Below are 23,295 nucleotides of genomic sequence, written 5' to 3'. Positions count from 1 at the left end.
CCATGACGTTGGACCTCTTCGCCGGCCTTCCCGTCACCGACCACGACCGCGCGGTCGACTGGTACACCCGCCTGCTCGGGGAGCCGCCGTCCTTTCTGCCCAACGACGTCGAGGCGGTCTGGGAGCTGGCCGACCACCGGTACGTGTTCACCGAGGTGCTGGCCGAGCACGCCGGGCACGCTCGTACGACGCTCTTCGTCGACGACCTCGAGACATGGATCCAGGCCATCGCCGACCGCGGGATCGAGCCGGCCTCCGACGAGACCTACGACAACGGGGTGCGCAAGGTGACCTACCGGGACCCCGACGGCAACGAGATCGGGTTCGGCGGGGAGTCGGCCGCCGCGTAGCTCACGGCTCCCACAGGTCGAGGGTCACCGCGACGACCGTGCCGTCGTCGACGAACAGGTCGACGCTGAACCAGTCCAGGCAGCTGTCGATCGTCCCGGCTGCGGGCTGCAGCACGACGCGGTGCAGGCTCTCGAGGCCGGGCGGTGCCGGGACCGGCGGGCCCGCGCAGTGCGGCTGGGGGCCCACCTCCACGTCCACGCGCGCGCCGTCGAGGTGCTCCAGGGCGTTGAACGGGCCGACGTAGCCCCGGAACTGTGCCGCGTCGATCGACCATCCGGCGCGTGCGGCGAGCTGGTCGCGGGCCCGGGGCGGCTCGAGGCGCCGGGCGAGCCCCAGCGCGACCTCGGGGGCGAAGGGCACCTGGGCGAGCGTCTCCGGACCGGGGTCCTTCGACAGCGCCTCCAGGGCGCGGGCGAGAGCCAGGTCCTCCTCGGTGGGCTGGGCGGCTGCCGATGCCGACACCGAGCCCGACACCGAACCCGACAGCGAGGGTGACGACGGCGGGGCCGTGGACGGCTCGTCCCCGGCCGTGGTCGAGGTCGTCCCGCATCCCGTCACCAGCACGACGACCGCCGTCGCGGTCACGATCGTTGCCTTCATCTCGGGCCTCCTCGCGAAGGAGGACGCGCGAGCGACGGGTCCGGTTGTCAGGCGGAGCGCGAGGACCGCGCGTGCGCCTCGCGGACCAGCTCGACCACCGACTGCCCGAGTCGGGTCAGGCCGATCCGGGTCTGCTGGTCGATCCACATCGCGACGTCGAGCGCGTCGGTGGCGAGCCGGCGCAGCTGGTCGACATCGAGCTCGCCGGCGTCGCCGACCTCCTCGGACAAGGTGGCGGTGAACACCGGCTCCGGGCCGTCCAGGCACCACGTGCGGAGCAGGCCGAAGCGGGGTCCCTCGTGCAGCCAGGCGCCCTGGTCGTCGTACTCGTGCTCGGCGGCGGTGGTCACGCACCACGGCGGGCAGAGGGGCTCCATCCCCCTCCACTCGGCAGCCGGTACGACGAGCTGAGCAATCGGGTCGCGCGGGAGGCGAGCACTGGCGGATACTGCCTGCATGCCGTCGACCAGTCAGCTCGCCGCCTTCGCCGTGGCCTCGATCCTGTTCATCCAGGTCCCGGGTCCGAGCCTGCTCTTCACGATCGGCCGCGCGCTGACCGTCGGGCGTCGCGACGCGCTGCTGTCGGTCGTCGGCAACGCCCTCGGGCTGGTCGGTCAGGTCGTGCTGGTCGCGGTCGGTCTCGGCGCCGTCGTGGCCGCGTCGGCGACCGCGTTCACGGTGCTCAAGCTCCTCGGCGCCGGCTATGTCGTCTACCTCGGCATCCAGGCGATCCGGCACCGCGCCGACGCGCGGACCGCGATGGAGGCGGCCGGACTGACGGGCGGCGCGGCGGAGACCGGCTGGGTGTCGGTGCGCACGGGCTTCCTCGTGGGTGCCACCAACCCGAAGACGATCGTCTTCTTCGTCGCCTTCCTGCCGCAGTTCATCGACGACGGTGCCGCGGCGGGGCCGCAGCTGGTGCTGCTCGGCCTGCTCTTCGGCGTGATGGCGGTCTGCTCGGACGCGTGCTGGGCGTTGCTGGCCAGCCGGGCACGCGACTGGTTCGCGCGCAAGCCGCAGCGCCTCGACGGCCTCGGCGCCGCCGGTGGCGTGATGATGGTCGGTCTCGGCGCGGCGTTGGTGACCACCAACAACCACTGAGGTTTCGAGGCTCGCTGGCGCTCGCACCTCAACCACCGAGGTGGCGTAACGGCGGCTGGTGACCGGTCGTTCACCACGTGTGAAGCACGTCACAACTGCGCTCGCTGCGCTCCTCGCGTCCGCCGGCCTGCTCGTCCCCGCGTCGCCGGCCCACGCCGCCGACCCGTTCACGACGACGACCCTCCACTTCAAGGTCGCCGTCGGCCCGACCGGCAGCACGGCGTGCGACGTCGTCGGCGACGTCTACGTCCCGGCGGCGGCGAGCAGCGCCAGCCGGGTGCCGGCCGTGCTGACGACCAACGGCTTCGGCGGGTCCAAGGACGACCAGGCGACGTTCGCCAGGACCCTCGCCAGCCGCGGCTACGTCGTGCTGTCCTACTCCGGCCTCGGCTTCGGCGGTTCGAGCTGCGTGATCACGCTCGACGACCCCGACTACGACGGCAAGGCCGCCAGCCAGCTGGTCAGCTACCTCGGTGGACGGGGCGGCATCGCGTTCCTCGACAAGGAGCACACCCAGCCCGCGCCGGTGCTCGACGTCGTGCAGAAGGACGCGCACGACCACAAGGGCGTCGCGCGTACCGACGACCCACGGGTCGGCACGTTCGGCGGATCCTACGGCGGCGGCTTCCAGTTCGCCGTCGCCTCGGTCGACGCGCGGGTCGACGCGATCGTCCCGCTGATCACCTGGAACGACCTGAGCTACAGCCTCGACCCCAACAACACCGCTCAGGCCACCGGCGTCTCGAGCGCGACGCCCGGTGCGGCCAAGCTGTTGTGGGCGCTGGGCTTCTCCGTGACCGGCGTGCTCGGCGAGCTCCAGAACCAGCAGGTCCCGCCGGACGCGCTGCCGTGCCCGAACTTCGCGGCCTTCGTGTGCCCGGCGCTCGTCACGGCCGGGGCCACCGGCTTCCTGCTCCCGTCCCAGGTCGCCTCGCTGCGGCACGCCTCCGTGGCGTCGTACGTCGGCAGGGTGCGGGTCCCGACGCTGCTCATCCAGGGCGAGCGCGACACGCTCTTCAACCTCAACGAGGCGACAGCGACCTACCGCGCGCTGCAGGCGCAGGGCACCGAGACCAAGATGATCTGGATGCTGGGCGGCCACTCCGGCGACGGTGCGCCCGGCGAGGTCACCTGGGCGGACCCGGCGTCGGGCTACGTCAGCGGCCGTGTGCTGGGCTGGTTCGAGCGCTACCTGCGGGGCGGCACCGGCAGCACCGGTCCCGAGTTCGCCTACTTCCGCGACTGGGTGTCCTACGCCGGCAACGCCGCGCCGGCCTACGCCACGTCGACGTCCTTCCCGGTCGGGGTACGACGGACGTGGCGCCTGTCGGGCAAGGGCGACCTCGTCACCGGCCTGACGCCGACCGCGGCAGGCTCGCAGTCGCTCGTCACGACGGCCGCCGGGCTGCCGACGCGCCTGGACGAGATGGACGTGTTCGGCAGCTACTTCGGTCCGGTCGGCTCGCTGGTCACCGACCTGCCCGGCACCGCGGTGGGCTGGTCGACGCCCGCCCTCACGGCCCCGGTCCGGGTGGCCGGCTCGCCGACCGTCACGCTGCGGGTGGGCGCTCCGAGTGCCGCGCTGACGCAGGCCACCTGCCCCGCGGGCCAGCTGGTGCTCTTCGTCAAGGTCGCCGACGTGGCGCCCGACGGCACGGCCCGGCTGATCAACGGGCTGGAGGCGCCGGTGCGAATCCCCGACGTGACGAAGGCGTTCACCGTGCAGGTGCCCGCGATCGTGCACGAGTTCGCGGCCGGCCACCGGATCCGGCTGGTGGTGGCGGGCGGCTCGGTCAACTACCGCGGGGGACTGGCGCCGACGCCGGTGACCATCGCGTCGGGATCGGCGCAGACGCTCAGCCTCCCGGTCGTTCCGTGAGCATCCCCATGCGCGCCAGCACGACGTTCTCGAGCAGCTGCACGAGGTTGTAGAGGAGCAGCGTGATCGCGGTGATGATCGCGACCGAGGCCCATAGGTCGTCGAACTTCGCCGCGGCGCTGAACTTCTGGATCGAGCCGCCGATGCCCTTGCCGGTCGAGAGCCACTCGGCCAGCAGTGCGCCGGTGACCGCACCCGGCACCGACACCCGGGCGGCGGCGAAGAGCGACGGCAGGGCGCCGGGGAGCGCGACCTTGCGCAGGGCGGTCGCATTGCCGCCACCGTAGACGCGGACCAGGTCGAGGCTCTCCGGACTGGCCCGGCCGAGGCCGAACAGGGCGGACGCGAGGGCGGGGAAGAGCACCACGATGGTGCCGATGACCGCCACCGAGGCGGTCGTTCCGCGGCCGGTGATCAGGATGATGACCGGCGAGATCGACACCAGGGGCACGCTGCGCAGGAGCAGCGCGAGCGGGAGCACGCCGGCCTCGACCGTCTTCGACAGCGAGAAGGCGACGGCCAGCACGACGGCGATCCCCAGCCCGACGGCGAAGCCGAGGCCGGCGTCGCGCAGGGTCTGCAGCGTGAGCGGGCGCAGCGCGTCGCGGTGGTCGGCGGCCAACCGGCCCGGCGCGGCGCCGGCCTCGTCGACGAAGAGGAACCGGAAGACGTCAAGCGGCCCCTTGGCGACGTACGGCGAGACGCCGGCGAGGCTGACGACGGCCTGCCACAGTGCGAGCACCACCAGCACGGTCACCAGCGCGTTGATGAGCGACCGGCCGATCGCGCGCGTCATGACGCGCTCCGACCCGACACCCACGGCGTGGCCAGGCGGGCGAGGAGCCCGAAGGCGGCGTACCCGACGAGGGCCACGAGTGCGCAGAGCAGGAAGACGGCCCACACGCGCACCGAGTCGAGCTGGCCCTGGAGGCGGATCAGGGTGATGCCGACGCTGCGGTCGGTTGCGCCCATGTACTCGCCGAGCACGGCGCCCAGCAGCGACGTGGGCACGGCGACCTGCAGGGCGTTGAGGATCGCCGGCAGCGCGGCGACCAGGCGGACCTTGAACAGCTGGCGGACCCGGCCGCCGCCGAAGACCCGCACCACGTCGAGGCTGGCCGGGTCGGCTGCCTTGAGGCCGAGCAGGGCCCCGACGACCGTCGTGAAGAAGACCGACAGTGCGGCCAGGAAGATCGCGGTCCTCGACGGGTCGCCCGGCCGGACCGCGCCGCCGAGCGCGACGATCGCGATGCCGCCGACGGCGACCAGCGGCAGGCAGTAGGTCACGACGGCGACCTGGACCACGACCGGCTCGATCCGTGGTGCGACCAGCACGGTCGCGGCCAGCAGCAGGGCCAGTCCGTTGCCCCACAGGAAGCCGACCGCCGCCTCGTGGACGGTGACCGAGAAGAAGTCCCAGTACGCCGAGAAGCCGTCGTCGAGGATCTGGCGCACCACGGCGAGCGGCGAGGGCACGGGGTCGTACGTCGTCCCGGCGTCGGGGCGGAAGGCCAGGGCGGAGAACAGCCACCACGCCACGACCAGGCCGGCCGTGCCGAGCACGGATGCGGCCCAGGCCGGGATCCGCCGGTCCGGCCTCACGACTCGGCGCCCGCGCGGCCGTCGGCGCCGAAGAGCAGCTCCGAGGCCCGGTCGACGAGCGCGTGGAACTCCGGGGTGCGCATCATCTCCGGCGTGCGCGGGCGCGGCAGGTCGACGTCGATGATCGCCTTGATCCGCCCGGGGCGCGGCGACATCACCGCGACCTGGTCGGACAGGAAGATCGCCTCCGAGATGCCGTGGGTGACCAGCAGGGTGGTCGCCGGCTTCTCGGTCCAGATCCGCAGCAGCTCGAGGTTGAGGTTCTGCCGCGTCATGTCGTCGAGCGCCCCGAACGGCTCGTCGAGCAGCAGGACCGACGGCTTGAGCGCCAGCGCCCGGGCGATGGAGACCCGCTGCCGCATGCCGCCGGAGAGCTGGGCGGGCTTGGCGTCCTCGAACCCGCGGAGGCCGACCAGTGCGATCAGCTCGTCGACGTACCCCTTGTCGACGTCGCGCCCGGCCACCTCGAAGGGCAGCCGGATGTTCTTGGTGACGCTGCGCCACGGGAGCAGCGCGTGGTCCTGGAAGGCGATGCCCAGCTCGCTGTCGCGGCGCAGCTCGACAGGGGTGCGGCCGTCGACCTGGGCCGTTCCCGACGACGGGTGCTCCAGGTCCGCGAGGATGCGCAGGATCGTCGACTTCCCGCACCCCGAGGGACCGAGCAGGGCCAGGAACGAGCCCTGCTCGGTGTGGAGGTCGACGCCCTCCAGGGCGGGTACGACGCGGTGCCGTCCCGCCCTGAAGGTCTTCGTGAGTCCGGAGACGTGGATGCCGGTGCCCATCGTCAGGGGAGGTAGGCCTTGAGCTCGGGCTGCTCCTCGTAGATCTCGTCGATGATGCTGGTGTCGAAGAGGTCGTCGACGCTCACCTCCCAGCCGGCGGCCTTCAGCGAGGCGACGGTCTGCGCCTTGAGCTCGTCGGTGATCGTGAACAGACCGTTGGCCTCGGTGTCCGGCGTGGAGATCAACAGCTTCTCCGCCTCCAGCCCCTTGCCGGTCTTCTCCGGGTCGAGCGCACCGAAGGTGGCCTCGAGGCCGTCGGCGTTGTCGGAGGCGGCCTTGTTGTAGAACTTCGTGATCAGGCCGACCGTGTCCTCGGTCGAGTTCTTGAAGACGTCGGTCCAGCCCTTGATCTCGGCGACCAGGAAGTCCTTGAGGAGGCCCCGGTTCTCGGCGAGGTACTGGTCGGTGACGCTGAAGGTCTCCGCGACGTAGGGCACGCCGTTGTCGGCGTACGGCAGGTTGGTGACCTCGTGGCCGGCCAGCTCGACGGTGATGGCCTCGTTGGTCAGGTAGGCCATGAAGCCGTCGACCTTGCCCTCCATGAGCGGCGTCGGGTCGAAGTCGACCGGGACCACCTCGACCTCGTCCTTGGAGATGCCGTTGGCGTTGAGGATCGCCTCGAAGACGCTGGCGTTGGAGTCCTGGACGCCGATCTTCTTGCCCTTGAGGTCCTCGGGCGTGGTGATGTCGGCGCCGTCCTTGAGCGAGAGGATCGTGAACGGGTTCTTCTGGAAGGTCGCGCCGATGATCTTCAGCGGGGCGTCCTCGTTGGCGATGGCGGCGCCGATCGACGCGGCGTCACTGAGGGCGACCTGGACGGTGCCGCTCAGCAGCTTCGCGACGCCCGTGTCGGGGCCGGAGACGCCGTTGACGCCCGCGAACCCGGCGTCGTCGTAGTAGCCCTTGTCGTCGGCGTAGAACTCGCCGGCGAACTCCTCGTTCTTGATCCAGGAGTACTGCACGCTGATGGTGCCGTGGTCGGCGCCGGCAGTGCCGCTGCCGTCCTCGGCGTCGTCGCTGCCGCAGGCGGCGAGGCCCAGCAGGCCGACGGCGGTGGCCAGGCCGGCGGCGGCGAGGCGCAGGCCGCGGCGGCGGGAACGGGCGGACGGGTGGGTCATCTGGTCTCCTGTGAGCTGATGTCAGGGCCTCCGAGACGCAACGGCAGTTGCTGTGCGGCGACGCTATGAGACGCGCGTTTCAGGTCCGGGTCGGCTGGTTTCGGCCTCGTTAATTCCGCTGAGTCGCTCCCGGACGGGCCGTCGACAGGCCTACGGTGGCGGTGATGAGCACCGATGCCGAGGTCACCGTGAACGGATCCGTGCGGCCGCTCGCCGGCGCACCGCCGGAGGCGAACGCGCTCGACTGGCTGCGCTCGATCGGCCTGACCGGCGCCAAGGAGGGGTGCGCCGAGGGCGAGTGCGGCGCCTGCTCGGTGCTGGTCGCCCGCCCCGGGGTCGACGCAACGACCGAGTGGACGGCGCTCAACGCCTGCCTGCTGCCCGCCGCCGCGCTCGCCGGCCAGGAGGTGGTCACTTCCGAGGGCCTCGCGCCCGACGGTGGCCTGCACCCGGTGCAGGAGGAGCTGGCGGTGCGCGGGGGATCGCAGTGCGGCTACTGCACGCCGGGCTTCGTCTGCAGCATGGCCGCCGAGTTCTACCGGCCCGGCCGGACCTCCTTCGACCCCCACGCTCTTCCGGGAACCTGTGCCGCTGCACGGGCTACCGGCCCATCCTGGAGGCAGCGCAGGCGCTCGGCCCCCCGGCGGCGGAGGACCCGCTGCTGCGTCGTACGACGGCCGCCGCACCGCCCGCCGCCCCGGTCCGTGATCGCGGCTGGGCACGGCCGGCGAGCCTGGGCGAGGCGCTGGAGCTCCTCGGCGAGTCCGGCGCCGTGGCGATCGCGGGGTCGACGGACCTCGGCGTCGAGGCGAACCTGCGGGGATCACGACCGGCACTGCGCGTGGCGATCGACCAGCTCCCGGAGCTGCGCTCCCTGTCGGTGGCGCAGGACGTCGTCGAGATCGGCGCGGCGCTCAGCCTGAGTGAGGTCGAGCGACGGCTGGAGGGCCGGATCCCCTTGCTGGACGCGGTGTTCCCGCAGTTCGCGTCGCGACTGATCAGGAACGGTGCCACCATCGGCGGCAACCTCGGCACCGGCTCGCCGATCGGCGACCTCGCGCCGGCCCTGCTCGCGCTCGACGCGTCGGTCGTGCTCGTCTCGACCGCGGGGGAGCGGGTCGTGCCGCTCGTCGACTACTTCACCGGCTACCGCGCCAGCGTCCGTGCGCCGGGCGAGCTGATCGCGCGGATCCGGGTCCCGCTGCCGCTCGCCGGCACGACCGCCTTCCACAAGATCGCCAAGCGACGGTACGACGACATCTCCTCCGTCGCGGTCGCCTTCGCCGTCGAGGTCGTGGCCGGGCGGGTCGAGCGGGCGGCGATCGGGCTCGGCGGCGTGGCGGCCACACCGGTCCGGGCGCCCGAGGCCGAGGCCCTGCTCGTCGGAGCCGACTGGACCGCGGACGGCGTCGCCGCGGCCGCCGCGGCGCTCGCGGCGACCGGCACGCCGATCGACGACCACCGGGCCAGTGCGGCCTACCGGCGGGCGATGCTCGGCCAGGCGCTGCCGCGGCTCGTGGCGGAGAGGCCCGGTGGGTGAGGTGCGAGCACCCGTGAGCCCCGGAACCTCCGGCACCGTCGGGCAGCCCCGCGCCCACGAGGCCGCGGCCCTGCACGTCACCGGCCGCGCGCTCTACACCGACGACGTCGCGCTGCGCACGCCCGGCGTCCTGCACGCCCACCCGGTGGGATCGCCCCACGCGCACGCCCGGCTGCGCAGCCTGGACCCGCGGCCGGCGTACGACGTGCCGGGGGTGGTGCGGGTCCTGACCGCCGCCGACGTACCAGGGGTCAACGACGCGGGCACCAAGCACGACGAGCCCTTGTTCCCGGCCGAGGCCATGTTCCACGGGCACGCGGTGGCGTGGGTGCTGGGCGAGTCGCTCGAGGCCGCCCGGCTCGGGGCGGCCGCGGTCGTTGCCGAGTGGGACGAGCTGCCGTCGGTCCTGACGCTGACCGAGGCGATCGAGCAGGAGGCCTTCCAGGGCGCCCGTCCGCGGCTCGAGCGCGGTGAGGTCGAGGAGGGCTTCGCCGCGAGCGCGCACGTGTTCGAGGGCTCGTTCGAGATGGCGGGCCAGGAGCACTTCTACCTCGAGACCCACGCCTCCCTCGCGCACGTCGACGACGACGGCCAGGTGAACGTGTCGTGCAGCACCCAGCACCCCACCGAGACGCAGGAGATCGTCGCCCACGTGCTCGGCCTCGCGAGCCACCAGGTGACCGTGCAGTGCCTGCGGATGGGTGGCGGGTTCGGTGGCAAGGAGATGCAGCCGCACGGCTTCGCGGCGATCGCGGCGCTCGGCGCGACGCTGACCGGACGGCCGGTCCGGCTGCGGCTGACCCGCCAGCAGGACATGACGATGACCGGCAAGAGGCACGGCTTCCACGCGGCGTGGGAGGTCGGCTTCGACGCCGACGGTCGTCTGCAGGCCCTGCGGGCCACGCTGACCTCCGACGGTGGTTGGAGCCTCGACCTGTCCGAGCCGGTGCTCTCGCGCGCGCTGTGCCACGTCGACAACGCCTACTGGATCCCGCACGTGCTCGTCGACGGCCGGATCGCGCAGACCCACAAGACCTCGCAGACGGCCTTCCGCGGGTTCGGCGGGCCCCAGGGGATGCTCGTGGTCGAGGACGTCCTCGGTCGCTGCGCCCCCCTGCTCGGGTTGGCGCCGGAGGAGCTGCGGCGGCGCAACTTCTACGTCGAGGGCCAGGCCACGCCGTACGGGCAGCCGGTGCGGCACGCCGAGCGGCTCGACCGGGCCTGGCAGCAGGTGCTGACCACGTCGTCGTACGCCGAGCGGCGGGCGGCCATCGCGGCCGGCAACGCCCAGGACCCCCACCGCAAGCGGGGTCTGGCGATCACGCCGGTGAAGTTCGGCATCTCCTTCAACTTCACCGCGTTCAACCAGGCGGGTGCGCTGGTGCACGTCTACAAGGACGGCTCGGTGCTGATCAACCACGGCGGCACCGAGATGGGCCAGGGCCTGCACACCAAGATGCTGCAGGTCGCGGCGACCGCACTCGGCCTGCCGATCGAGCGGGTGCGCCTGGCGCCGACGCGCACCGACAAGGTGCCGAACACCTCCGCCACCGCGGCCAGCTCGGGCGCCGACCTCAACGGCGCGGCGGTCAAGGACGCCTGCGGGCAGATCCTCGCGCGGCTGGTGCCGGTCCGCGCCGAGCTCGGGCGAGCCGCGTCCTGGGAGGACGTCGTCCGCAAGGCCTACTTCGACCGGATCCAGCTCTGGGCCGCGGGCTACTACCGCACCGAGGGCCTGTCGTGGGACGCCGCGGCGATGCGGGGCAACCCGTTCAAGTACTTCGCCTACGGCGTCGCCGCCGCCGAGGTCGAGGTCGACGGGTTCACCGGCGGCTACGAGGTGACCCGGGTCGACATCGTCCACGACGTCGGCGACAGCCTCTCGCCGCTGATCGACCTCGGCCAGATCGAGGGCGGCTTCGTGCAGGGACTGGGCTGGCTCACCCTCGAGGACCTGCGCTGGGACACCTCGTCCGGGCCGACACGAGGGCGCCTCGCCACCCAGGCCGCGTCGACGTACAAGCTGCCGAGCCTCTCGGAGATGCCGGCCGACCTCAGGGTCGCCCTGCTCGACCGCGCCACCGAGGACGGCGCGGTCTACGGCTCGAAGGCGGTGGGGGAGCCGCCGCTGATGCTGGCGTTCTCGGTGCGCGAGGCGCTGCGGGACGCGGTCGCCGCGTTCGGCCCCGCCGGCCGGTCCGTCGAGCTCGCCTCGCCGGCGACGCCCGAGGCCGTCTGGTGGGCGATCGAGGAGGCGCGACGCTGATGGACTGGTTGCGTGCACTCCTCTCCTGCCGGGAGCAGCGGGTCGCGGCGGTGCTGGTGACCGTGGCCGACGTGCGCGGCCACGCACCCCGCGCCGCTGGTGCCAAGCTCGTCGTCTCCGCGGACGCGGTCTGGGGCAGCGTCGGGGGCGGCAACCTCGAGGAGTCAGCGGTACGACGGGCGCGCGCCCTGATCGAGGCGGGGCTCGCCGACGCCGCCGCCGTGACCGAGCGGCACGACCTGTCCGACCGGGCCCCGGCCGAGCACGGCGTGCAGTGCTGCGGCGGCGAGGTCACCCTGCTCTACGAGCCGCAGCCGGTGCGCCCGGCGATCGCGATCTTCGGCCTGGGCCACGTCGGCCTCGAGCTGGCCCTGCTGCTCAGCCGCCACGACCTCGACCTGCACCTGGTCGACTCCCGGGCCGACCAGCTCGCCCCCGAACGGCTGGCGTCGGTGCTGACCGGCCCGGCCGACGTGCACGTGCACCGGGAGCCGGTGCTGCCCGAGCTGGCCATCGCGCTGCTGCCGCCCGGGGTGGAGGCGCTGGTGCTGACCCACGACCACGCCGAGGACCTGGCGCTGCTCGACGCGCTGCTGCGCTCCGACGTACCGGCGTCGATCGGGCTGATCGGGTCGAGCGCGAAGTGGACGCGCTTCCGTGCGCGGCTCGCCGAGCTCGGCCACGACGCCTCCGCCGTCGACCGGGTGCGCACGCCCATCGGCGACCCGGCCGTCACCGGCAAGGAGCCCGCGCGGATCGCGCTGGCGGTGGCCCTCGAGCTGCTCGGCCGCCAGGGTGCGTTCAGGCGGGGATGACCTCGAGCAGGCCGAGGTCGGCGAGCACGTCGAAGTCGTGGTCCTGGGTCACCACGGGCAGGTCGTGGGCGAGCGCGACCGACGCGATCCACAGGTCGTTGACCTTCATGGCGCGGCCCGCGTCGCGCAGCTCGATCCGCAGTCTCGCCCAGTGGCGGGCGGCGGCGGCATCGACGGGGAGCAGCTCGTAGGACGCGGCGAACTCGACCGTGGCGAGACGGTCGCTCCGGGTGCGCAGGTCGGTGGCGGCCAGCACGCCGGCCTGCAGCTCGGCGTAGGTGATCGCCGAGAGGTGGCCGCGGTCGGGCAGCGCGTCGAGCACGAGGGAACGGCCGGTCTCGACGGCGACGAAGACGCTGGTGTCGAGGAGCGCGGCAGCAGTCACCGCAGCGGGTCCAGGTCGTCGGTCGTGCCGCCGCTGATCTCCTCGAGGAGGTCTGCGAGCGCCGGGTCGGCCCGGCGCTGCTCGAGGAAGCGCACCAGGTCGCTGCGCAGGACGTAGTCGGGACGGAGCCGGCTCGGCGGGTGGAGCTCGGCCACGACCTCGCCGTGGACGGTGACCGCGACGGGACTGCCCGCGCCGACCTCGGCGAGCACCGTCGCCGTGTGGTTGCGCAGGTCGCGTGAGGCCACCGTCTTCATGGGTGCAAGTGTAGCAACCTGCACACACCTCGCTCAGTAGGCCGTGCGGTCCTCGTGCGCCAGCCACGCGTCGAAGGGCGCGGGCGCCGAGGGCAGGCGCACGTTCGCGACCGCCATCGCCCACTCCGACCGGGGTGTGGAGAACAGCTCGTAGAACTCGCGGTCGTCGAACCCGCCGCGGGCGGCGTCGTCGCGGTCGGCGGCGTACACGACCCGGTCGATGCGGGCCCACAGTGCGGCGGACAGGCAGAGCGGGCAGGGTTCGCAGGACGTGTAGAGGGTGCAGCCGGCGAGGCTGAAGTCGCCGACCTCCGCACACGCGGCGCGGATCGTGACGACCTCGGCGTGGGCGGTCGGGTCGAGGTCGCGGGTGACCCGGTTCTGGCCGGTGGCGAGACGGACGCCGTCGCGCACGATGACCGCGCCGAAGGGACCGCCGCCGTCGGCGACGTTCGCGGTCGCGAGGTCCACGGCCTCGGCCAGCCAGACGTTGTCGTCGTTCACTCGACTTCTCCCAGTCGTTCGTAGGTCTCGGTGATGGCGCGGACCCGGGCGGGACCGTGGCGCCGGCAGGCGGCGAGCACGCTGTCGGCGAGCAGCCCGACGAGGGCCATCGGGGCGGCGTAGCTGTCGAACGCGAGGGTGCTCTGAAGGGGGCACTCGACCCAGACCGTGGCCCGCGCGGCGTGGGCGACGGCGCTCGGGTCGCCGAGCAGGACGACGGCCGCGCCGGTGTCGCGCGCCGCCTCCAGGAAGGGCCCGAGGTGGGGTGGGCGGCGGCGGAAGGCGACCACGACGACCACGTCGTCGGGGCCCAGTCCCACCAGCTCCTCGCCGATCGCCTGGCCCGGGACGGGCGCGATTCCTACGTCGTCGCGCGCCTGCGCGAGCTGTTCGCGCAGGTGCAGCGCGACGGGGTAGCTGTTGCGCCAGCCGACGACGAGGACCCGGTGCGCGAGCGCGACCAGGCCCGCGACCTCCGGCAGCCGCGGGTGCTCCAGTGCGCGCTGGATCGCGGCCTGCTCGGCCGCGACGAGGGTCGCGACATCGGGGGCGCCCTCGACGCGCCGGGGCTCGCCCGCGCCCCGCAGCCCGCGCAGGTGCTCGCGGACCTGGTCGAAGTCGGCGAAGCCGAGGCTGCGGAACAGCCGGCTCATGGTCGCCCGCGAGACGCCGGCGAGCTCGGCGAGCTCCGCGGCCCGGTACGTCGCCAGGTCGTCCAGGTGCTCGAGCAGGGTCGCGGCCGCGCGCCGCTCCTGCGGGCCCAGCTCGTCGTGATGGGCGGCGATCCGCTCGTCGATCCTCATGGCCGCGCCTCGTCGTACCGCCGCGCGACCTCGAGCACGGCCTGCTCGAAGGCGTCGAGCCCCCGCGCCACGTCGACCTCGCGGACGCTCTCGTCGGGGTGGTGGCTGATGCCGTCGTGGCAGCGGAGGAAGAGCATCCCGATCCCGGTGATCGCGGCGATCGCCATCGCGTCGTGCCCGGCCCGGCTCCACAGGCCCATCGGGTGGTCGTCGCCGGTGGTCCGGATGCCGGCGACGACGGCCTCGCTGAGCCAGGCGGCGCACGGAGCGGCCGGCGCCCGGTGCGTCTCCACGAGGTCGAGGCGCAGGTCGCGGCGGACACAGATCGCCCGCAGCTCCTGCTCGATCTCGTCCCACGAGCGGTCCCGCTCGGGATCCGTGGCGGCCCGCAGGTCGAGGCTGAGGTCGGCCCGCCCGGCGATCACGTTGACCGCGCCGGGCTGCACCTCGATCCGGCCGACCGTCGCGATCGTGCCGGCCGCGCGGGCCAGCCGCTCGACGGCGACGATCATCTCGGCGGCACCGAGCAGCGCATCCCTCCGGCGTTCGTACGGCGTCCCACCGGCGTGCCGCGCCTCCCCGGTCACCGACAGGCGGAACCTGCGGGCGCCCGCGATGGTCGTGACATGGCCCAGGGACGCATCGGCGGCCTCGAGGTAGGGGCCCTGCTCGATGTGCGCCTCGAGGTAGCCGACCAGCTCGTCGGGCCGGCGCGCGGCGTCGCCGACCCGGCGCGGGTCGAGGCCGAACTCGAGGAAGGCCTGGTGCAGTGTCACGTCGTCGCGGTCGCGCAGGTCCCACCACGCCTCGTCCCACGTGCCGGCGACGGCCTGGCTGCCGAGCAGGGCCTTCCCGAACCGGGCGCCCTCCTCGTCGCTGAACCCGATCACCTCCAGCGCGAACGGGAGCGTCACGTGCTGCAGTCGCTCGGCCACGGCGATCGCCATCAGCACGCCGAGCATCCCGTCGAAGCTGCCCGCGTCGGGGACCGTGTCGAGGTGGGATCCCAGCAGCAGGGCGGGCATCCCGGGCGAGGAGCCCTCACGGCGGCCGCAGATGTTGCCGGCCGCGTCCTGCCACACGTGCAGCCCGGCCGCCTTCATCCACCGACCGGCCAGGGCGTTGGCCTGCCGGTGCTCGGGGGTGAGGTGGGTGCGCTCCAGCCAGGTGGGGGAGGCGGAGATCGCGTCGAGCTCGCCGCACCGCGCGAGGACGACGTCGGCGGTGCTCATCGGTAGACCGCCAGCGCGGCCTCGACACCGCCGCCGGCCGGGACCGCGACGCCCGAGGACCGCAGCACCTGCTCGAGGGCGGCGAGGGTCGTCAGGACCGCGTCCTTGCGGGCGTTGAAGCCCATCGTGCCGATCCGCCAGACCTTCCCGTGGAGCGGGCCGAAGGACGTGCCGATCTCGATCCCGAAGTCGTCGAGCATCCGGCCGCGCACCGCGTCGCCGCCGGCCGCGCCCAGCGCCTCGGGGATCTCCACGGCGACGACGTTGTTCATCTTGTGCGCGAGGTCGCCGAACACGCCGAGGCCCAGGCCCTGGACGCCCTCGAGCATCGCGCGGCCGTGCAGCGCGTGCCGCTCGACGGCCGCGTCGATGCCTTCGGCAGCCAGCAGGCGCGCGCACTCGCGGGCGGCGTACAGCATCGAGGTGGCCTCGGTGTGGTGGTTGAGCCGGCGCGGGCCCCAGTAGTCCATCAGCATGGCGAGGTCGAGGTAGTTGCTGCCGATCACCCGGCCGCGCGCCTCGTCGGAGGCCTCGCGGATGCCCGCCTCCACGTGCCGCCGGCCGTTGACGATCTCGACCGCGCGGGGCGAGAGGGTGATCGGCGCCGATCCCGACGGACCGCCCAGGCACTTCTGCAGTCCCGCGGTCGCGATGTCCAGGCGCCACGAGTCCGCCCGGAACTCGTTGCCGCCGAGGGACGCGGTGGCGTCGCAGTAGAGGAGGACGTCGTGCTCGCGGCAGAGTGCGCCGATCTCCGCCAGCGGTTGGCACATGGTCGTGGAGGTGTCGCCCTGCACGCACGCGAGCACCTTCGGCCGGACCTCCTCGATCGCGGCAGCGACCTGCTCCGGCGCGAACACCCGGCCCCAGGGGACCTCGATCGTGTGCACCTCCGCCCCGCACCGCCCGGCGATCTCGGCGAGCAGGTGGCCGAAGCGCCCGAACACCGGCACCAGCACGCGATCGCCCGGCTCGACCAGCGACACGAGTGCGGCCTCGATCCCGGCCCGGGCCGTGCCGTCGACCAGGAAGGTCTGCTCGTTGCCGGTGGCGAAGACCTCGCGGTAGAGCGCCATCGTCTCGTTCATGGTGGTGGTCATGAACGGGTCGAACTGGCCCACCAGCGGCGCCGCCATCGCCCGCAGCACGCGGGGGTCGACGCTGATCGGGCCCGGCCCCATCAGCAGCCGCGGCGGAGGTGCGATCTCGTCGATGCTCATCGTGTCCTCTCCAGCAGGGCGCCGCGTCGCGCCCCGTCCGTCCCGCCCACCAGCTCGCCCCGCAGCAGGGTGTGGGTCACCGATCCCGCCAGCGTCCGCCCGTCGTACGCCGACAGCGGGTTGCGGTGCGCGAGTCGACGGGCGTCCACGACCATCGGCACCGTGGGGTCGTGGACGGCGAGGTCGGCGTCCGCGCCGACCGCGATCCGCCCCTTCCGGTCGAGCCCGACCAGGTCGGCGGTCCCGGTCGCCATCCACCCGGCGACCCGCTCGATGCCGATCCCGCGCCGGGCAGCCTCGTCGGCGACCGCCGCGAATCCCACCTGCAGGCCGGAGATCCCGCCCCAGGCCTGCTGGAGCTCGCCGTCGCCGGCGGCCTTCATCGCCGGTGTCGTGGGGGAGTGGTCGCTCACGACGACGTCGATCACGTCGTCGACGAGCGCGTCCCACAACGCAGCGCGGTTGCCCTCGTCGCGGATGGGCGGGCAGCACTTGAACTCCGGGGCGGCGTCGGGGATCTGCTCGGCGGCGAGGCAGAGGTAGTGCGGGCAGGTCTCGACGGTCACCGGCAGACCCTCGGCCCGCGCACCGGCGAGCAGGTCGAGCGCACGCGCGCTCGAGAGGTGCAGCACGTGGACCCGGCAGCCCGTCTCGCGGGCACCGTCGATCAGCCGGCGGATCGCCGTGGTCTCGGCCTCGTCGGGGCGGCTGAGCACGAAGTCGGCGTACGCCCGGCTCGGGCGGTGCGGCGCCGCGTCGAGCACCGCGGCGTCCTCCGCGTGCACGATCAGCAGGCCGTCGAAGGAGGCGACCTCCGCGAGCGCGGCGCGCAGCTGCTCCGGGTCGAGCGCAGGGAACTCGTCGACCCCGCTCGGGGAGAGGAAGCACTTGAAGCCGAACACGCCGGCCTCCCACAGCCGCTCCAGGGAGCCGAGGCTGTCGGGCACCGCGCCGCCCCAGAAGCCCACGTCCACGGTGCACTGCGGCGCGGCCGCGGACCGCTTGAGGTCGAGCGCTTCCAGCGAGGTCGTCGGCGGCAGCGAGTTCAGCGGCATGTCGACCAGCGTGGTCACGCCGCCCAGCGCCGCCGCCAGGGTCGCCGACGCGAAGCCCTCCCACTCCGTGCGGCCCGGCTCGTTGACGTGGACGTGGGTGTCCACCACCCCCGGCAGCAGGTACGACGAGTCGGGCAGCGCCAGCTCGGCGCCAGCGTCGTAGGGCCCGATCGCGGCGATCCGCCCGTCCTCGACGGTCAGCGTCGCGGCCCGGAGCTCCCCGTCGACCAGCGTGCGCCGCGCGGAGACGGACCGGATCATGCGATCCCGGTCCACGCGCGGGGCTCGGCAGGGACGTCGGAGCGCGAGATCGTCGCGGAGATCAGGCCGTAGGGGCGGTCGGCGGCGACGTAGACCTCGCCGGGGTTGTCGAGCCCGAAGGGCTGGAGGTCGACGAGGAAGTGGTGCTTGTTGGGGCAGGCGATCCGGATCTCGACGACCTCCGGGCAGGCGTCGAGCGCGGCCTCGCCCATCGCGTGGATCGTCTGCTGCAGCGCGAGGCTGTGGGTGCTTGCGAAGGCGCCGGCGATCGCGTCCTGCACGGTCGCGTGGAGGGTGTCCCAGTCGGCGTCGGTGACGGCGTAGCGCCAGGTCGCGGTGACGCTGGTGGCGAGGATCCGCTCGTCGGTCTCGGCGAGCGTCGTGAAGCGGTCGCGGGGGAAGCCGTGGAACTCGCTGCCCGTCGTCTTGAGCACCACGAGGTCGGCCGTGCCGGCCAGCACGAAGGTCTCGTCACCGTCGGTCTGCACCCACGCAGTGCGGGTCGCGACGCCGGTGCGGACGAAGGAGTGGCCGTTCTGCGGCAGCCGCTGCCACGGCTGCTCCTCGGCGTGGAACCAGGTGCCGGTCACCCACGGCTGGCGGCGCCAGTGGTCGGCGAGGGCGAGCAGGAAGGCCTCGGGTGTCGTGACGCCGTGCTCGCGGGCCAGCGCGAACACCGTGTTCTTCTGGGTGTCCGTGGCGTGCACCTGGGTGTTGTCGCCGTCGGTGTAGGCCGTCGCGAAGTCGCCGCGCAGCTGCGTGGTCACGTTGAGGTCGTGCAGCACGTGCAGGCCGTCGGTGCGGTCCACCTTCACCAGCCGGCACTCCGCCTTGCCGTGCTGCAGGTCCGAGAGTCGGTAGGTCATCAGGATCCCCGGTAGGTCGTGTACGAGAACGGACTCAGCAGCAGCGCGACGTGGTGGTGCTCGCCCTCGACCGCGGTGAAGGCCACCGACACCTCGGGGTGGAAGGTGGCCCGGTCCTGCGCGGCGAACCACGCGCCGGTCGCGAACGTCAGCCGGTGGTCGCCGGGGGCCAGCTCGGCGTCGTACCGGATCCGGCCGTCGGGATCCGTCACCCCCTCCGCCACCGGTACGCCGGCCGCGGTGCCCAGCACGACGGCGATCCCCGCCGCCGGGCGCCCCAGGACCGCGTCGAGCACGTGGGTCGAGACGGTCGTCATCGCAGGACTCCTTCGTCGACGCCGACCAGGTCGGCCAGGCGCAGCAACGCGATCTCGCCCAGCTGCTGGCGGGTGACCTCGAGCTCGGTCGCCGGGTCGTTGCCCAGCCGCTGCTCCAGCAGGGCGAGCAGCTCCTCGCCGCTGCGGCCCTTGGCGCGGACGAGGTAGATCCGCCCGAAGCGCTCCTCGTAGGCGGCGTTGCCGGCGCGCAACCGCTCGGCCAGGTCGAGGTCGCCGGCGTCCACACCCGCCTGCTCGCTGCGCGACGCCGCGGCGCTCGCGCCCCCGCCGACCGGCCGCTCGCCGATCCGCGGGTGGTCCGCGAGTGCCGCCTCGACGTCGGCCGGGGCCCACCCCACCACCTGGGCCCGACCGACGTCGAGGAGGTCCTGCGCCGTGACGTAGGGGCGTCCCGCGGCGAGCGTGCTCACCCACGAGTCGATCGCCACGCAGGTTCGCAGCAGCGCCGCCGCCTCGGCATCGGGCAACCCGTTGAACTCGTCGATCAGCACGTCCGCCTCCCCGTCACGAGGTTGAAACTAGATCCTCCTCGTGAAGGCTGCGCGAAACAATCGTTTCAGGCGGATCAATTCGTGAGCGTGGCCGCGATCTGCAGCAGGTCGTGGTCGCGGCCACGCCCGGCGAGCAGCGAGGCGCCGCAGGGGAGGCCGGCGGCGGTCCGCAGCGGCACCGTCACCGCGGGCAGACCGCCGATCGCGGCGAGGCAGGTCAGGGTGAGCGTCGCCTCGCGAACCGACTGGAGTCGCTCCGAGAGACCCGGACCGAGTTCCGGAGCGACCGTCGGCGTCGCGGGCAGGACCACGATCCGGTCGCCGACGAGCTCGTCGAGGGCGTCCCGTGCTCCGGCGAGGACGGTGCGCGCGGCGTCGGCCTCGTCGGCGGTGACCCGGCTGGCCCGCTCGAAGCGGGCGCGCACGTCGGCGCCGAGCGTGTCCATCCGGGAGCCGAGCCACGCGCCGTGCGCCTGCCAGGCCTCCCACGCCTGCACGGTGGTGAAGGCGTCGCGCCACGGGTCCAGGTCCTCCACCGGCCACGTGACGGGCACGGCCAGGCCGGGCTGCCACGCCGCCACCGCCGCCGCGACGTCGACGTGGGCGAGCTCCAGCAGGCCCGGCACGGTGACGAACCGCCGGTCGGCGTCCGTGGCCGTGCCGGGGACGAGCACCCCGCCCACCCGCGCCAGCAGCCCGGCGTCGCGGGTCATCCACCCGACGGTGTCGAAGCTCGGGGCCAGCGGCAGCACGCCCTCCCGGGACACCGCGCCGTGCGTCGTACGGATCCCGAACAGGCCCTGGTACGACGCCGGCACGCGGATCGACCCGGCGGTGTCGGTGCCCAGGCCGATCGTCGCCTCGCCCAGCGACACCGCGGTCGCCGAGCCGGACGAGGAGCCTCCGCTGACCCGGCCGGGCGCGGCGGGGTTGGGCGGGGCGCCGTAGTGGGCGTTGGTGCCGGAGAGCGAGTACGCGAACTCCTCGGTCTGGGTGATCCCGCGCAGGTCGGCGCCCGCGTCGAGCAGCGCCGCGACGACCTCGGCATCGGTGTCGGCGGGCGCCGCCGCGGCCAGCCGGGCGGGGTTGCCGGCCCCGGTCGAGAGCCCCGCGACGGCGTACAGGTCCTTGACCGCGAGCGTCTCGCCGACCAGCGGACCGACCCCCGCCCCGTTGAGCAGCGGGTCGCCCCGGAGCTGCCAGACCCGCTCGTCCCACGGACTCACGGCTGCCTCGGGAAGTCGCTCTTGCGGATCCGCGCGTGCACGCCCTTCACGACGTCGACCACCTGCGAGACGTCGAAGTCGGTGGCGGCGCTGAGGTAGGCGTAGGCCAGGTGCGGGGCCATGCCGTAGCGCGCGCCGAGCAGCGCGATCGCCGCCCGCACGCAGTTCTGGACCGCGACGTCGAGGTCGGGGTCCAGGCCGGTCGGCACCAGGTGCTCGCGGGTCTCCGCCAGCGGTCCGGCGAGCTCGCCGAACCGGTGGACGGCGTCCTCGCGCGGCACCACGTCGAGCCGGACGGTCGCCCGCAGCGATGCCTCCATCGCGGTCAGCGACACCTCGCCGCCACCCTGGGCGAAGTGGGGGTCGCCGACGTAGGCGAGCGCGCCGTCGACCTGCACGGGCAGGTAGAGGGTGGCTCCGGCGGTCAGCAGGTTGATGTCGAGGTTGCCACCGTGGGCGCCGGGCGGCACGGAGTGCGCGCGCTCCGGTGTCGCGGTCGCCACCCCCATCACGCCGAGGAAGGGGGCCAGCGGGAAGGAGACCACCGGCTCGCCGCCGTCCCGGAGCGGCATCAGGCCGCGGGTGCCGTCGTCGGACACCGCCGCGAAGACGGACACGGTGTCCCCGCCCGCCGGCAGCTCGCCGGCGAGGGCGCCCTTGCCGTGGCGGTTCGACACGACGCCGTACGGGACGCGGGGGAGGGCCTCGACCAGGGTCATCGCGAGCAGGTCCCCGCGACGAGCGCCCTCGACGTGGATCGGCCGGGACACCAGGTGGGGGCCGTCGACGCCGAAGGCGTGCGGCAGGTCCGAGGCGGCGATCGCGACGGCGTCGTCGAGCACCTCCCCGGCGGGCACCCCGTGGCGGGCGAAGAAGGCCCGGGGGTCGCGGCCCTGGTCCTCCAGCAGGCCCTCGTGGCTCACCGTGTCGAACGTGACCTCCGTGCCCGGCGTGACGCCGAGGAGGGGTACGTCGCCCGCGCACGGCAGCCGTCCCCAGAGCAGGGTGGCCGGCTCCGCCGGGAGGTAGGCCTCCGCGCGGATCGGGCCGACGCCGGGCTGCAGGATCACGCGCGCAGCCTAGGAGCGCCATGAGACGGCAATGTTTCGTCGCGGTCAGCGGCGCAGGCTCGACCGCTTCATCGCGAACACCCAGCGCCGCCGCGGGTGCTCGGTGACCGACCAGAAGGAGTCGGTCTCGGGCCAGTGCACGAGGTCCTCCGGTCCGATCGGCGTTGCCCAGAACAGCTCGCGGAAGTCGCCCGGCGTACCGACGAACATCGAGCCGGGGAGCACCGGCGTCCGCGAGGCGGTCGCGTAGTAGACGCCGTCGACGACCGCGACGCCCTGCATCCGCGCCTTCCCACGCTCGTCGATCTCGGGCACGAAGCGGCCGTCCTCCCCACCGACGAGCAGGTGGGTGGCGGGGTCGAGGGCGAAGCGCGCGAGGCGACGGGTCTGCTTCGGGGAGCCGTACTCCCCGACGACCAGTGCCGGCTCGGCCCCGCTGCGGTCGATGGTGAAGAAGGAGAAGCGCAGTCGCGACGTACCCTCCTCGCTCGCGCCGCGGTAGACGAAGCGCACCGGCAGGACGTACCGGTGCCCCCACGTCTCGTACGACGACCCGGCCGGCACGCGCATCAGGTCCTCCAGGCGGCAGGTGTAGAGGCCCTTGCCGGTGCCGCCGACGTGCAGGTAGCCGCCGTGCCACACGATCCCGCCGGCGTGCACCTTCAGCGGCCCGAACCCCGGCACCCCGTCCTTCACCGTCGGCGTCACCAGCAGCACGTGGCCGTACTTCCGCCGCTCGACGTCGACGATGCTGATCCGCGACCCGGCGCCCTTCCTCGAGTACCACGACGTCGCGAGCACGTCGTGCCCGTGCCGCTCGCGGAAGCCCGTCTCGGCCGACGTCGTGATGCCCTGCGGCATCCACGTCGGGTCGCGCCGGTCGTGGCCCTCCCACGTGTAGGCCTGCGAGACCTTCCGGCCCAGCAGCCGCGGGCTCGGCGCGAAGGTACGCCGCAGCCGGCCCGTCAGGTCGGCGACCATCCCGTCGACGCCGACCCGCCCACCCCCGTCGGCGGCGAGCGCCGCCGCGAGCGCATCGATCTCCGCGCCGTTCTCGGCGGTGCGCGTCAGGTGCAGTCCGACCACGGCGGTCACGCTAGCCGAGTCCGCCGGCGGACCTGCGTCATCATGGTGCGGTGAGGGGCATCTTCTTCGACGAGGACCAGGCGCGCTCGGCTGCGGAGACACTGGTGCGCGGCGGCTACGCCGCCGAGGTGGTCCGCGAGCGGCTCGCCGGCGAGGACGACGACGAGGACCACCCGTGGGCCGTGGTCACCGACGCCCCGGAGATCCAGCTCGACATGCTCGTCGAGCAGTACGACGGCTGGCTGGACTACGAGGACGAGGAGCCCGCGGCACCGCCGCTGGTGCTTCCGCTGCCCGACCAGCCGAAGCGGATCAAGCGTCCGTCCGACGGTGGTTGAGGCCGCGCCTCCCGCTGGTTGAGGTGCGAGGCGCGCCAGCGCCGAGCCTCGAAACCTCTGTTGTCGGTGCTGGGACTCCTCCTTCGGGTTCCGTTGGTCGCGGGGTCGG

The 23,295-nt window shown here is 73.5% G+C and carries 26 protein-coding genes and 1 pseudogene; 8 read left to right on the top strand and 19 right to left on the bottom strand.

All coding sequences use genetic code 11. From position 1 onward, the window contains the following. Positions 1–2: 2 nt before the first annotated feature. Positions 3–350 carry a VOC family protein gene (locus ASE20_RS10075; RefSeq protein ID WP_056894450.1) on the top strand — a complete coding sequence of 116 codons (348 nt, stop codon included), beginning with the start codon at positions 3–5 and terminating at the stop codon, positions 348–350. Position 351: 1 nt separating this feature from the next. Here ASE20_RS10075 and ASE20_RS10070 read toward each other — a convergent pair whose 3' ends face one another. Next, positions 352–951 (bottom strand): hypothetical protein, encoded by a 600-nt coding sequence (locus ASE20_RS10070; protein ID WP_056894449.1) that lies wholly within the window; start codon positions 949–951, stop codon positions 352–354. 47 nt (positions 952–998) lie between these two features. Further along, the gene (locus ASE20_RS10065; protein ID WP_056894448.1) at positions 999–1,328 is read right to left on the bottom strand and encodes a hypothetical protein; all 330 of its coding nucleotides are present in this window, start codon (positions 1,326–1,328) and stop codon (positions 999–1,001) included. A 79-nt stretch (positions 1,329–1,407) separates the two neighbouring features. Here ASE20_RS10065 and ASE20_RS10060 point away from each other — a divergent pair, with 79 nt between their 5' ends. After that, the gene (locus ASE20_RS10060) at positions 1,408–2,052 is read left to right on the top strand and encodes a LysE family translocator (protein WP_056894447.1); all 645 of its coding nucleotides are present in this window, start codon (positions 1,408–1,410) and stop codon (positions 2,050–2,052) included. A 79-nt stretch (positions 2,053–2,131) separates the two neighbouring features. After that, the gene (locus ASE20_RS10055) at positions 2,132–3,931 is read left to right on the top strand and encodes a CocE/NonD family hydrolase (protein ID WP_082612311.1); all 1,800 of its coding nucleotides are present in this window, start codon (positions 2,132–2,134) and stop codon (positions 3,929–3,931) included. Here ASE20_RS10055 and ASE20_RS10050 read toward each other — a convergent pair. Genes ASE20_RS10050 through ASE20_RS10035 form a run of 4 tightly spaced genes read right to left on the bottom strand, consistent with a single transcriptional unit; the run spans position 3,909 to position 7,433 of the window. Beyond that, positions 3,909–4,727, bottom strand: coding sequence for an ABC transporter permease (locus ASE20_RS10050; RefSeq protein WP_056894445.1), 819 nt, complete (start codon positions 4,725–4,727; stop codon positions 3,909–3,911). The two genes, ASE20_RS10055 and ASE20_RS10050, sit on opposite strands and share 23 nt — an antisense overlap. Beyond that, on the bottom strand, positions 4,724–5,533 hold the full coding sequence (locus tag ASE20_RS10045; protein ID WP_056894444.1) for an ABC transporter permease: 810 nt from the start codon (positions 5,531–5,533) through the stop codon (positions 4,724–4,726). Before ASE20_RS10045 ends, ASE20_RS10050 begins: the two co-directional genes overlap by 4 nt. After that, positions 5,530–6,315, bottom strand: a complete 786-nt coding sequence (locus ASE20_RS10040) for an ABC transporter ATP-binding protein (RefSeq protein ID WP_056894443.1) — start codon at positions 6,313–6,315, stop codon at positions 5,530–5,532. The genes ASE20_RS10045 and ASE20_RS10040 overlap by 4 nt, the downstream gene beginning before the upstream one ends. A gap of 2 nt (positions 6,316–6,317) precedes the next feature. After that, positions 6,318–7,433 carry an ABC transporter substrate-binding protein gene (locus ASE20_RS10035; protein WP_056894442.1) on the bottom strand — a complete coding sequence of 372 codons (1,116 nt, stop codon included), beginning with the start codon at positions 7,431–7,433 and terminating at the stop codon, positions 6,318–6,320. 164 nt (positions 7,434–7,597) lie between these two features. On the opposite strand from ASE20_RS10035, the pseudogene ASE20_RS25525 reads away from it, so the two are divergent. From ASE20_RS25525 to xdhC, 4 genes and pseudogenes are all read left to right on the top strand, one after another. Further along, positions 7,598–7,912: pseudogene (locus tag ASE20_RS25525) on the top strand (2Fe-2S iron-sulfur cluster-binding protein); the annotation flags it as partial. Between the two features lie 8 nt (positions 7,913–7,920). Continuing rightward, a complete protein-coding gene (locus ASE20_RS10030; protein WP_225869044.1) occupies positions 7,921–8,973 on the top strand; it encodes an FAD binding domain-containing protein in 1,053 nt (350 codons plus the stop codon). 13 nt (positions 8,974–8,986) lie between these two features. Beyond that, positions 8,987–11,239, top strand: a complete 2,253-nt coding sequence (gene xdhB, locus ASE20_RS10025; RefSeq protein ID WP_225869043.1) for a xanthine dehydrogenase molybdopterin binding subunit — start codon at positions 8,987–8,989, stop codon at positions 11,237–11,239. After that, entirely contained in the window at positions 11,239–12,054 is an 816-nt protein-coding gene (xdhC, locus tag ASE20_RS10020) for a xanthine dehydrogenase accessory protein XdhC (protein ID WP_056894441.1), read from the top strand. The genes xdhB and xdhC overlap by 1 nt, the downstream gene beginning before the upstream one ends. Here xdhC and ASE20_RS10015 read toward each other — a convergent pair. From ASE20_RS10015 to ASE20_RS09955, 13 genes are all read right to left on the bottom strand, one after another. Further along, a complete protein-coding gene (locus tag ASE20_RS10015) occupies positions 12,041–12,439 on the bottom strand; it encodes a type II toxin-antitoxin system VapC family toxin (protein ID WP_056894440.1) in 399 nt (132 codons plus the stop codon). The genes xdhC and ASE20_RS10015 overlap by 14 nt on opposite strands. Continuing rightward, the gene (locus ASE20_RS10010) at positions 12,436–12,696 is read right to left on the bottom strand and encodes a type II toxin-antitoxin system Phd/YefM family antitoxin (protein ID WP_056894439.1); all 261 of its coding nucleotides are present in this window, start codon (positions 12,694–12,696) and stop codon (positions 12,436–12,438) included. The genes ASE20_RS10015 and ASE20_RS10010 overlap by 4 nt, the downstream gene beginning before the upstream one ends. 33 nt (positions 12,697–12,729) lie before the next feature. Beyond that, the gene (locus ASE20_RS10005; protein WP_056894438.1) at positions 12,730–13,200 is read right to left on the bottom strand and encodes a nucleoside deaminase; all 471 of its coding nucleotides are present in this window, start codon (positions 13,198–13,200) and stop codon (positions 12,730–12,732) included. Further along, complete coding sequence (locus ASE20_RS10000) at positions 13,197–14,003, bottom strand: MurR/RpiR family transcriptional regulator (RefSeq protein WP_056894437.1); 807 nt, start codon at positions 14,001–14,003, stop codon at positions 13,197–13,199. Before ASE20_RS10000 ends, ASE20_RS10005 begins: the two co-directional genes overlap by 4 nt. Next, positions 14,000–15,235 (bottom strand): allantoate amidohydrolase, encoded by a 1,236-nt coding sequence (locus tag ASE20_RS09995; RefSeq protein WP_056894436.1) that lies wholly within the window; start codon positions 15,233–15,235, stop codon positions 14,000–14,002. The genes ASE20_RS10000 and ASE20_RS09995 overlap by 4 nt, the downstream gene beginning before the upstream one ends. Next, positions 15,232–16,455: a pyridoxal-phosphate-dependent aminotransferase family protein gene (locus ASE20_RS09990; protein WP_056894435.1), complete on the bottom strand. Its 1,224-nt coding sequence runs from the start codon at positions 16,453–16,455 to the stop codon at positions 15,232–15,234. Before ASE20_RS09990 ends, ASE20_RS09995 begins: the two co-directional genes overlap by 4 nt. Then, the gene (allB, locus tag ASE20_RS09985) at positions 16,452–17,771 is read right to left on the bottom strand and encodes an allantoinase AllB (protein ID WP_056895128.1); all 1,320 of its coding nucleotides are present in this window, start codon (positions 17,769–17,771) and stop codon (positions 16,452–16,454) included. The genes ASE20_RS09990 and allB overlap by 4 nt, the downstream gene beginning before the upstream one ends. After that, on the bottom strand, positions 17,768–18,637 hold the full coding sequence (gene pucL / locus ASE20_RS09980) for a factor-independent urate hydroxylase (protein WP_056894434.1): 870 nt from the start codon (positions 18,635–18,637) through the stop codon (positions 17,768–17,770). Before pucL ends, allB begins: the two co-directional genes overlap by 4 nt. Then, positions 18,637–18,954: a hydroxyisourate hydrolase gene (uraH, locus tag ASE20_RS09975; protein ID WP_056894433.1), complete on the bottom strand. Its 318-nt coding sequence runs from the start codon at positions 18,952–18,954 to the stop codon at positions 18,637–18,639. The genes pucL and uraH overlap by 1 nt, the downstream gene beginning before the upstream one ends. Beyond that, a complete protein-coding gene (gene uraD, locus ASE20_RS09970) occupies positions 18,951–19,466 on the bottom strand; it encodes a 2-oxo-4-hydroxy-4-carboxy-5-ureidoimidazoline decarboxylase (protein ID WP_056894432.1) in 516 nt (171 codons plus the stop codon). Before uraD ends, uraH begins: the two co-directional genes overlap by 4 nt. 74 nt (positions 19,467–19,540) lie before the next feature. Further along, positions 19,541–20,692 (bottom strand): amidase, encoded by a 1,152-nt coding sequence (locus tag ASE20_RS24700; protein ID WP_056894431.1) that lies wholly within the window; start codon positions 20,690–20,692, stop codon positions 19,541–19,543. Further along, positions 20,689–21,762: an acetamidase/formamidase family protein gene (locus ASE20_RS24695; protein ID WP_056894430.1), complete on the bottom strand. Its 1,074-nt coding sequence runs from the start codon at positions 21,760–21,762 to the stop codon at positions 20,689–20,691. Before ASE20_RS24695 ends, ASE20_RS24700 begins: the two co-directional genes overlap by 4 nt. Positions 21,763–21,807: 45 nt before the next feature. After that, positions 21,808–22,848, bottom strand: coding sequence for a hypothetical protein (locus tag ASE20_RS09955; protein WP_157538425.1), 1,041 nt, complete (start codon positions 22,846–22,848; stop codon positions 21,808–21,810). Between the two features lie 50 nt (positions 22,849–22,898). Here ASE20_RS09955 and ASE20_RS09950 point away from each other — a divergent pair, with 50 nt between their 5' ends. After that, entirely contained in the window at positions 22,899–23,186 is a 288-nt protein-coding gene (locus ASE20_RS09950; RefSeq protein WP_056894428.1) for a hypothetical protein, read from the top strand. Positions 23,187–23,295 lie beyond the last annotated feature (109 nt).

It is taken from the genome of Nocardioides sp. Root240, assembly GCF_001428825.1.
Classification (GTDB): Bacteria; Actinomycetota; Actinomycetes; order Propionibacteriales; family Nocardioidaceae; genus Nocardioides.
The sequence above is the reverse complement of the archived record's forward strand: the minus strand, read 5'-3'. Positions and strand labels throughout refer to the sequence as shown.

Excerpts from the sequence above, each read along its gene's own strand:
- ASE20_RS10075 (WP_056894450.1), top strand. The coding sequence starts at position 3 with ATGACGTTGGACCTCTTCGCCGGCCTTCCCGTCACCGACCACGACCGC.
- xdhC (WP_056894441.1), top strand. The coding sequence starts at position 11,239 with ATGGACTGGTTGCGTGCACTCCTCTCCTGCCGGGAGCAGCGGGTCGCG.
- ASE20_RS10000 (WP_056894437.1), bottom strand. The coding sequence starts at position 14,003 with ATGAGGATCGACGAGCGGATCGCCGCCCATCACGACGAGCTGGGCCCG.
- allB (WP_056895128.1), bottom strand. The coding sequence starts at position 17,771 with ATGATCCGGTCCGTCTCCGCGCGGCGCACGCTGGTCGACGGGGAGCTC.
- ASE20_RS09990 (WP_056894435.1), bottom strand. The coding sequence starts at position 16,455 with ATGAGCATCGACGAGATCGCACCTCCGCCGCGGCTGCTGATGGGGCCG.
- ASE20_RS10040 (WP_056894443.1), bottom strand. The coding sequence starts at position 6,315 with ATGGGCACCGGCATCCACGTCTCCGGACTCACGAAGACCTTCAGGGCG.
- ASE20_RS10035 (WP_056894442.1), bottom strand. The coding sequence starts at position 7,433 with ATGACCCACCCGTCCGCCCGTTCCCGCCGCCGCGGCCTGCGCCTCGCC.
- ASE20_RS10070 (WP_056894449.1), bottom strand. The coding sequence starts at position 951 with ATGAAGGCAACGATCGTGACCGCGACGGCGGTCGTCGTGCTGGTGACG.
- ASE20_RS09995 (WP_056894436.1), bottom strand. The coding sequence starts at position 15,235 with ATGAGCACCGCCGACGTCGTCCTCGCGCGGTGCGGCGAGCTCGACGCG.
- pucL (WP_056894434.1), bottom strand. The coding sequence starts at position 18,637 with ATGACCTACCGACTCTCGGACCTGCAGCACGGCAAGGCGGAGTGCCGG.
- ASE20_RS10060 (WP_056894447.1), top strand. The coding sequence starts at position 1,408 with ATGCCGTCGACCAGTCAGCTCGCCGCCTTCGCCGTGGCCTCGATCCTG.
- uraH (WP_056894433.1), bottom strand. The coding sequence starts at position 18,954 with ATGACGACCGTCTCGACCCACGTGCTCGACGCGGTCCTGGGGCGCCCG.
- ASE20_RS10065 (WP_056894448.1), bottom strand. The coding sequence starts at position 1,328 with ATGGAGCCCCTCTGCCCGCCGTGGTGCGTGACCACCGCCGCCGAGCAC.
- ASE20_RS10010 (WP_056894439.1), bottom strand. The coding sequence starts at position 12,696 with ATGAAGACGGTGGCCTCACGCGACCTGCGCAACCACACGGCGACGGTG.
- ASE20_RS10050 (WP_056894445.1), bottom strand. The coding sequence starts at position 4,727 with ATGACGCGCGCGATCGGCCGGTCGCTCATCAACGCGCTGGTGACCGTG.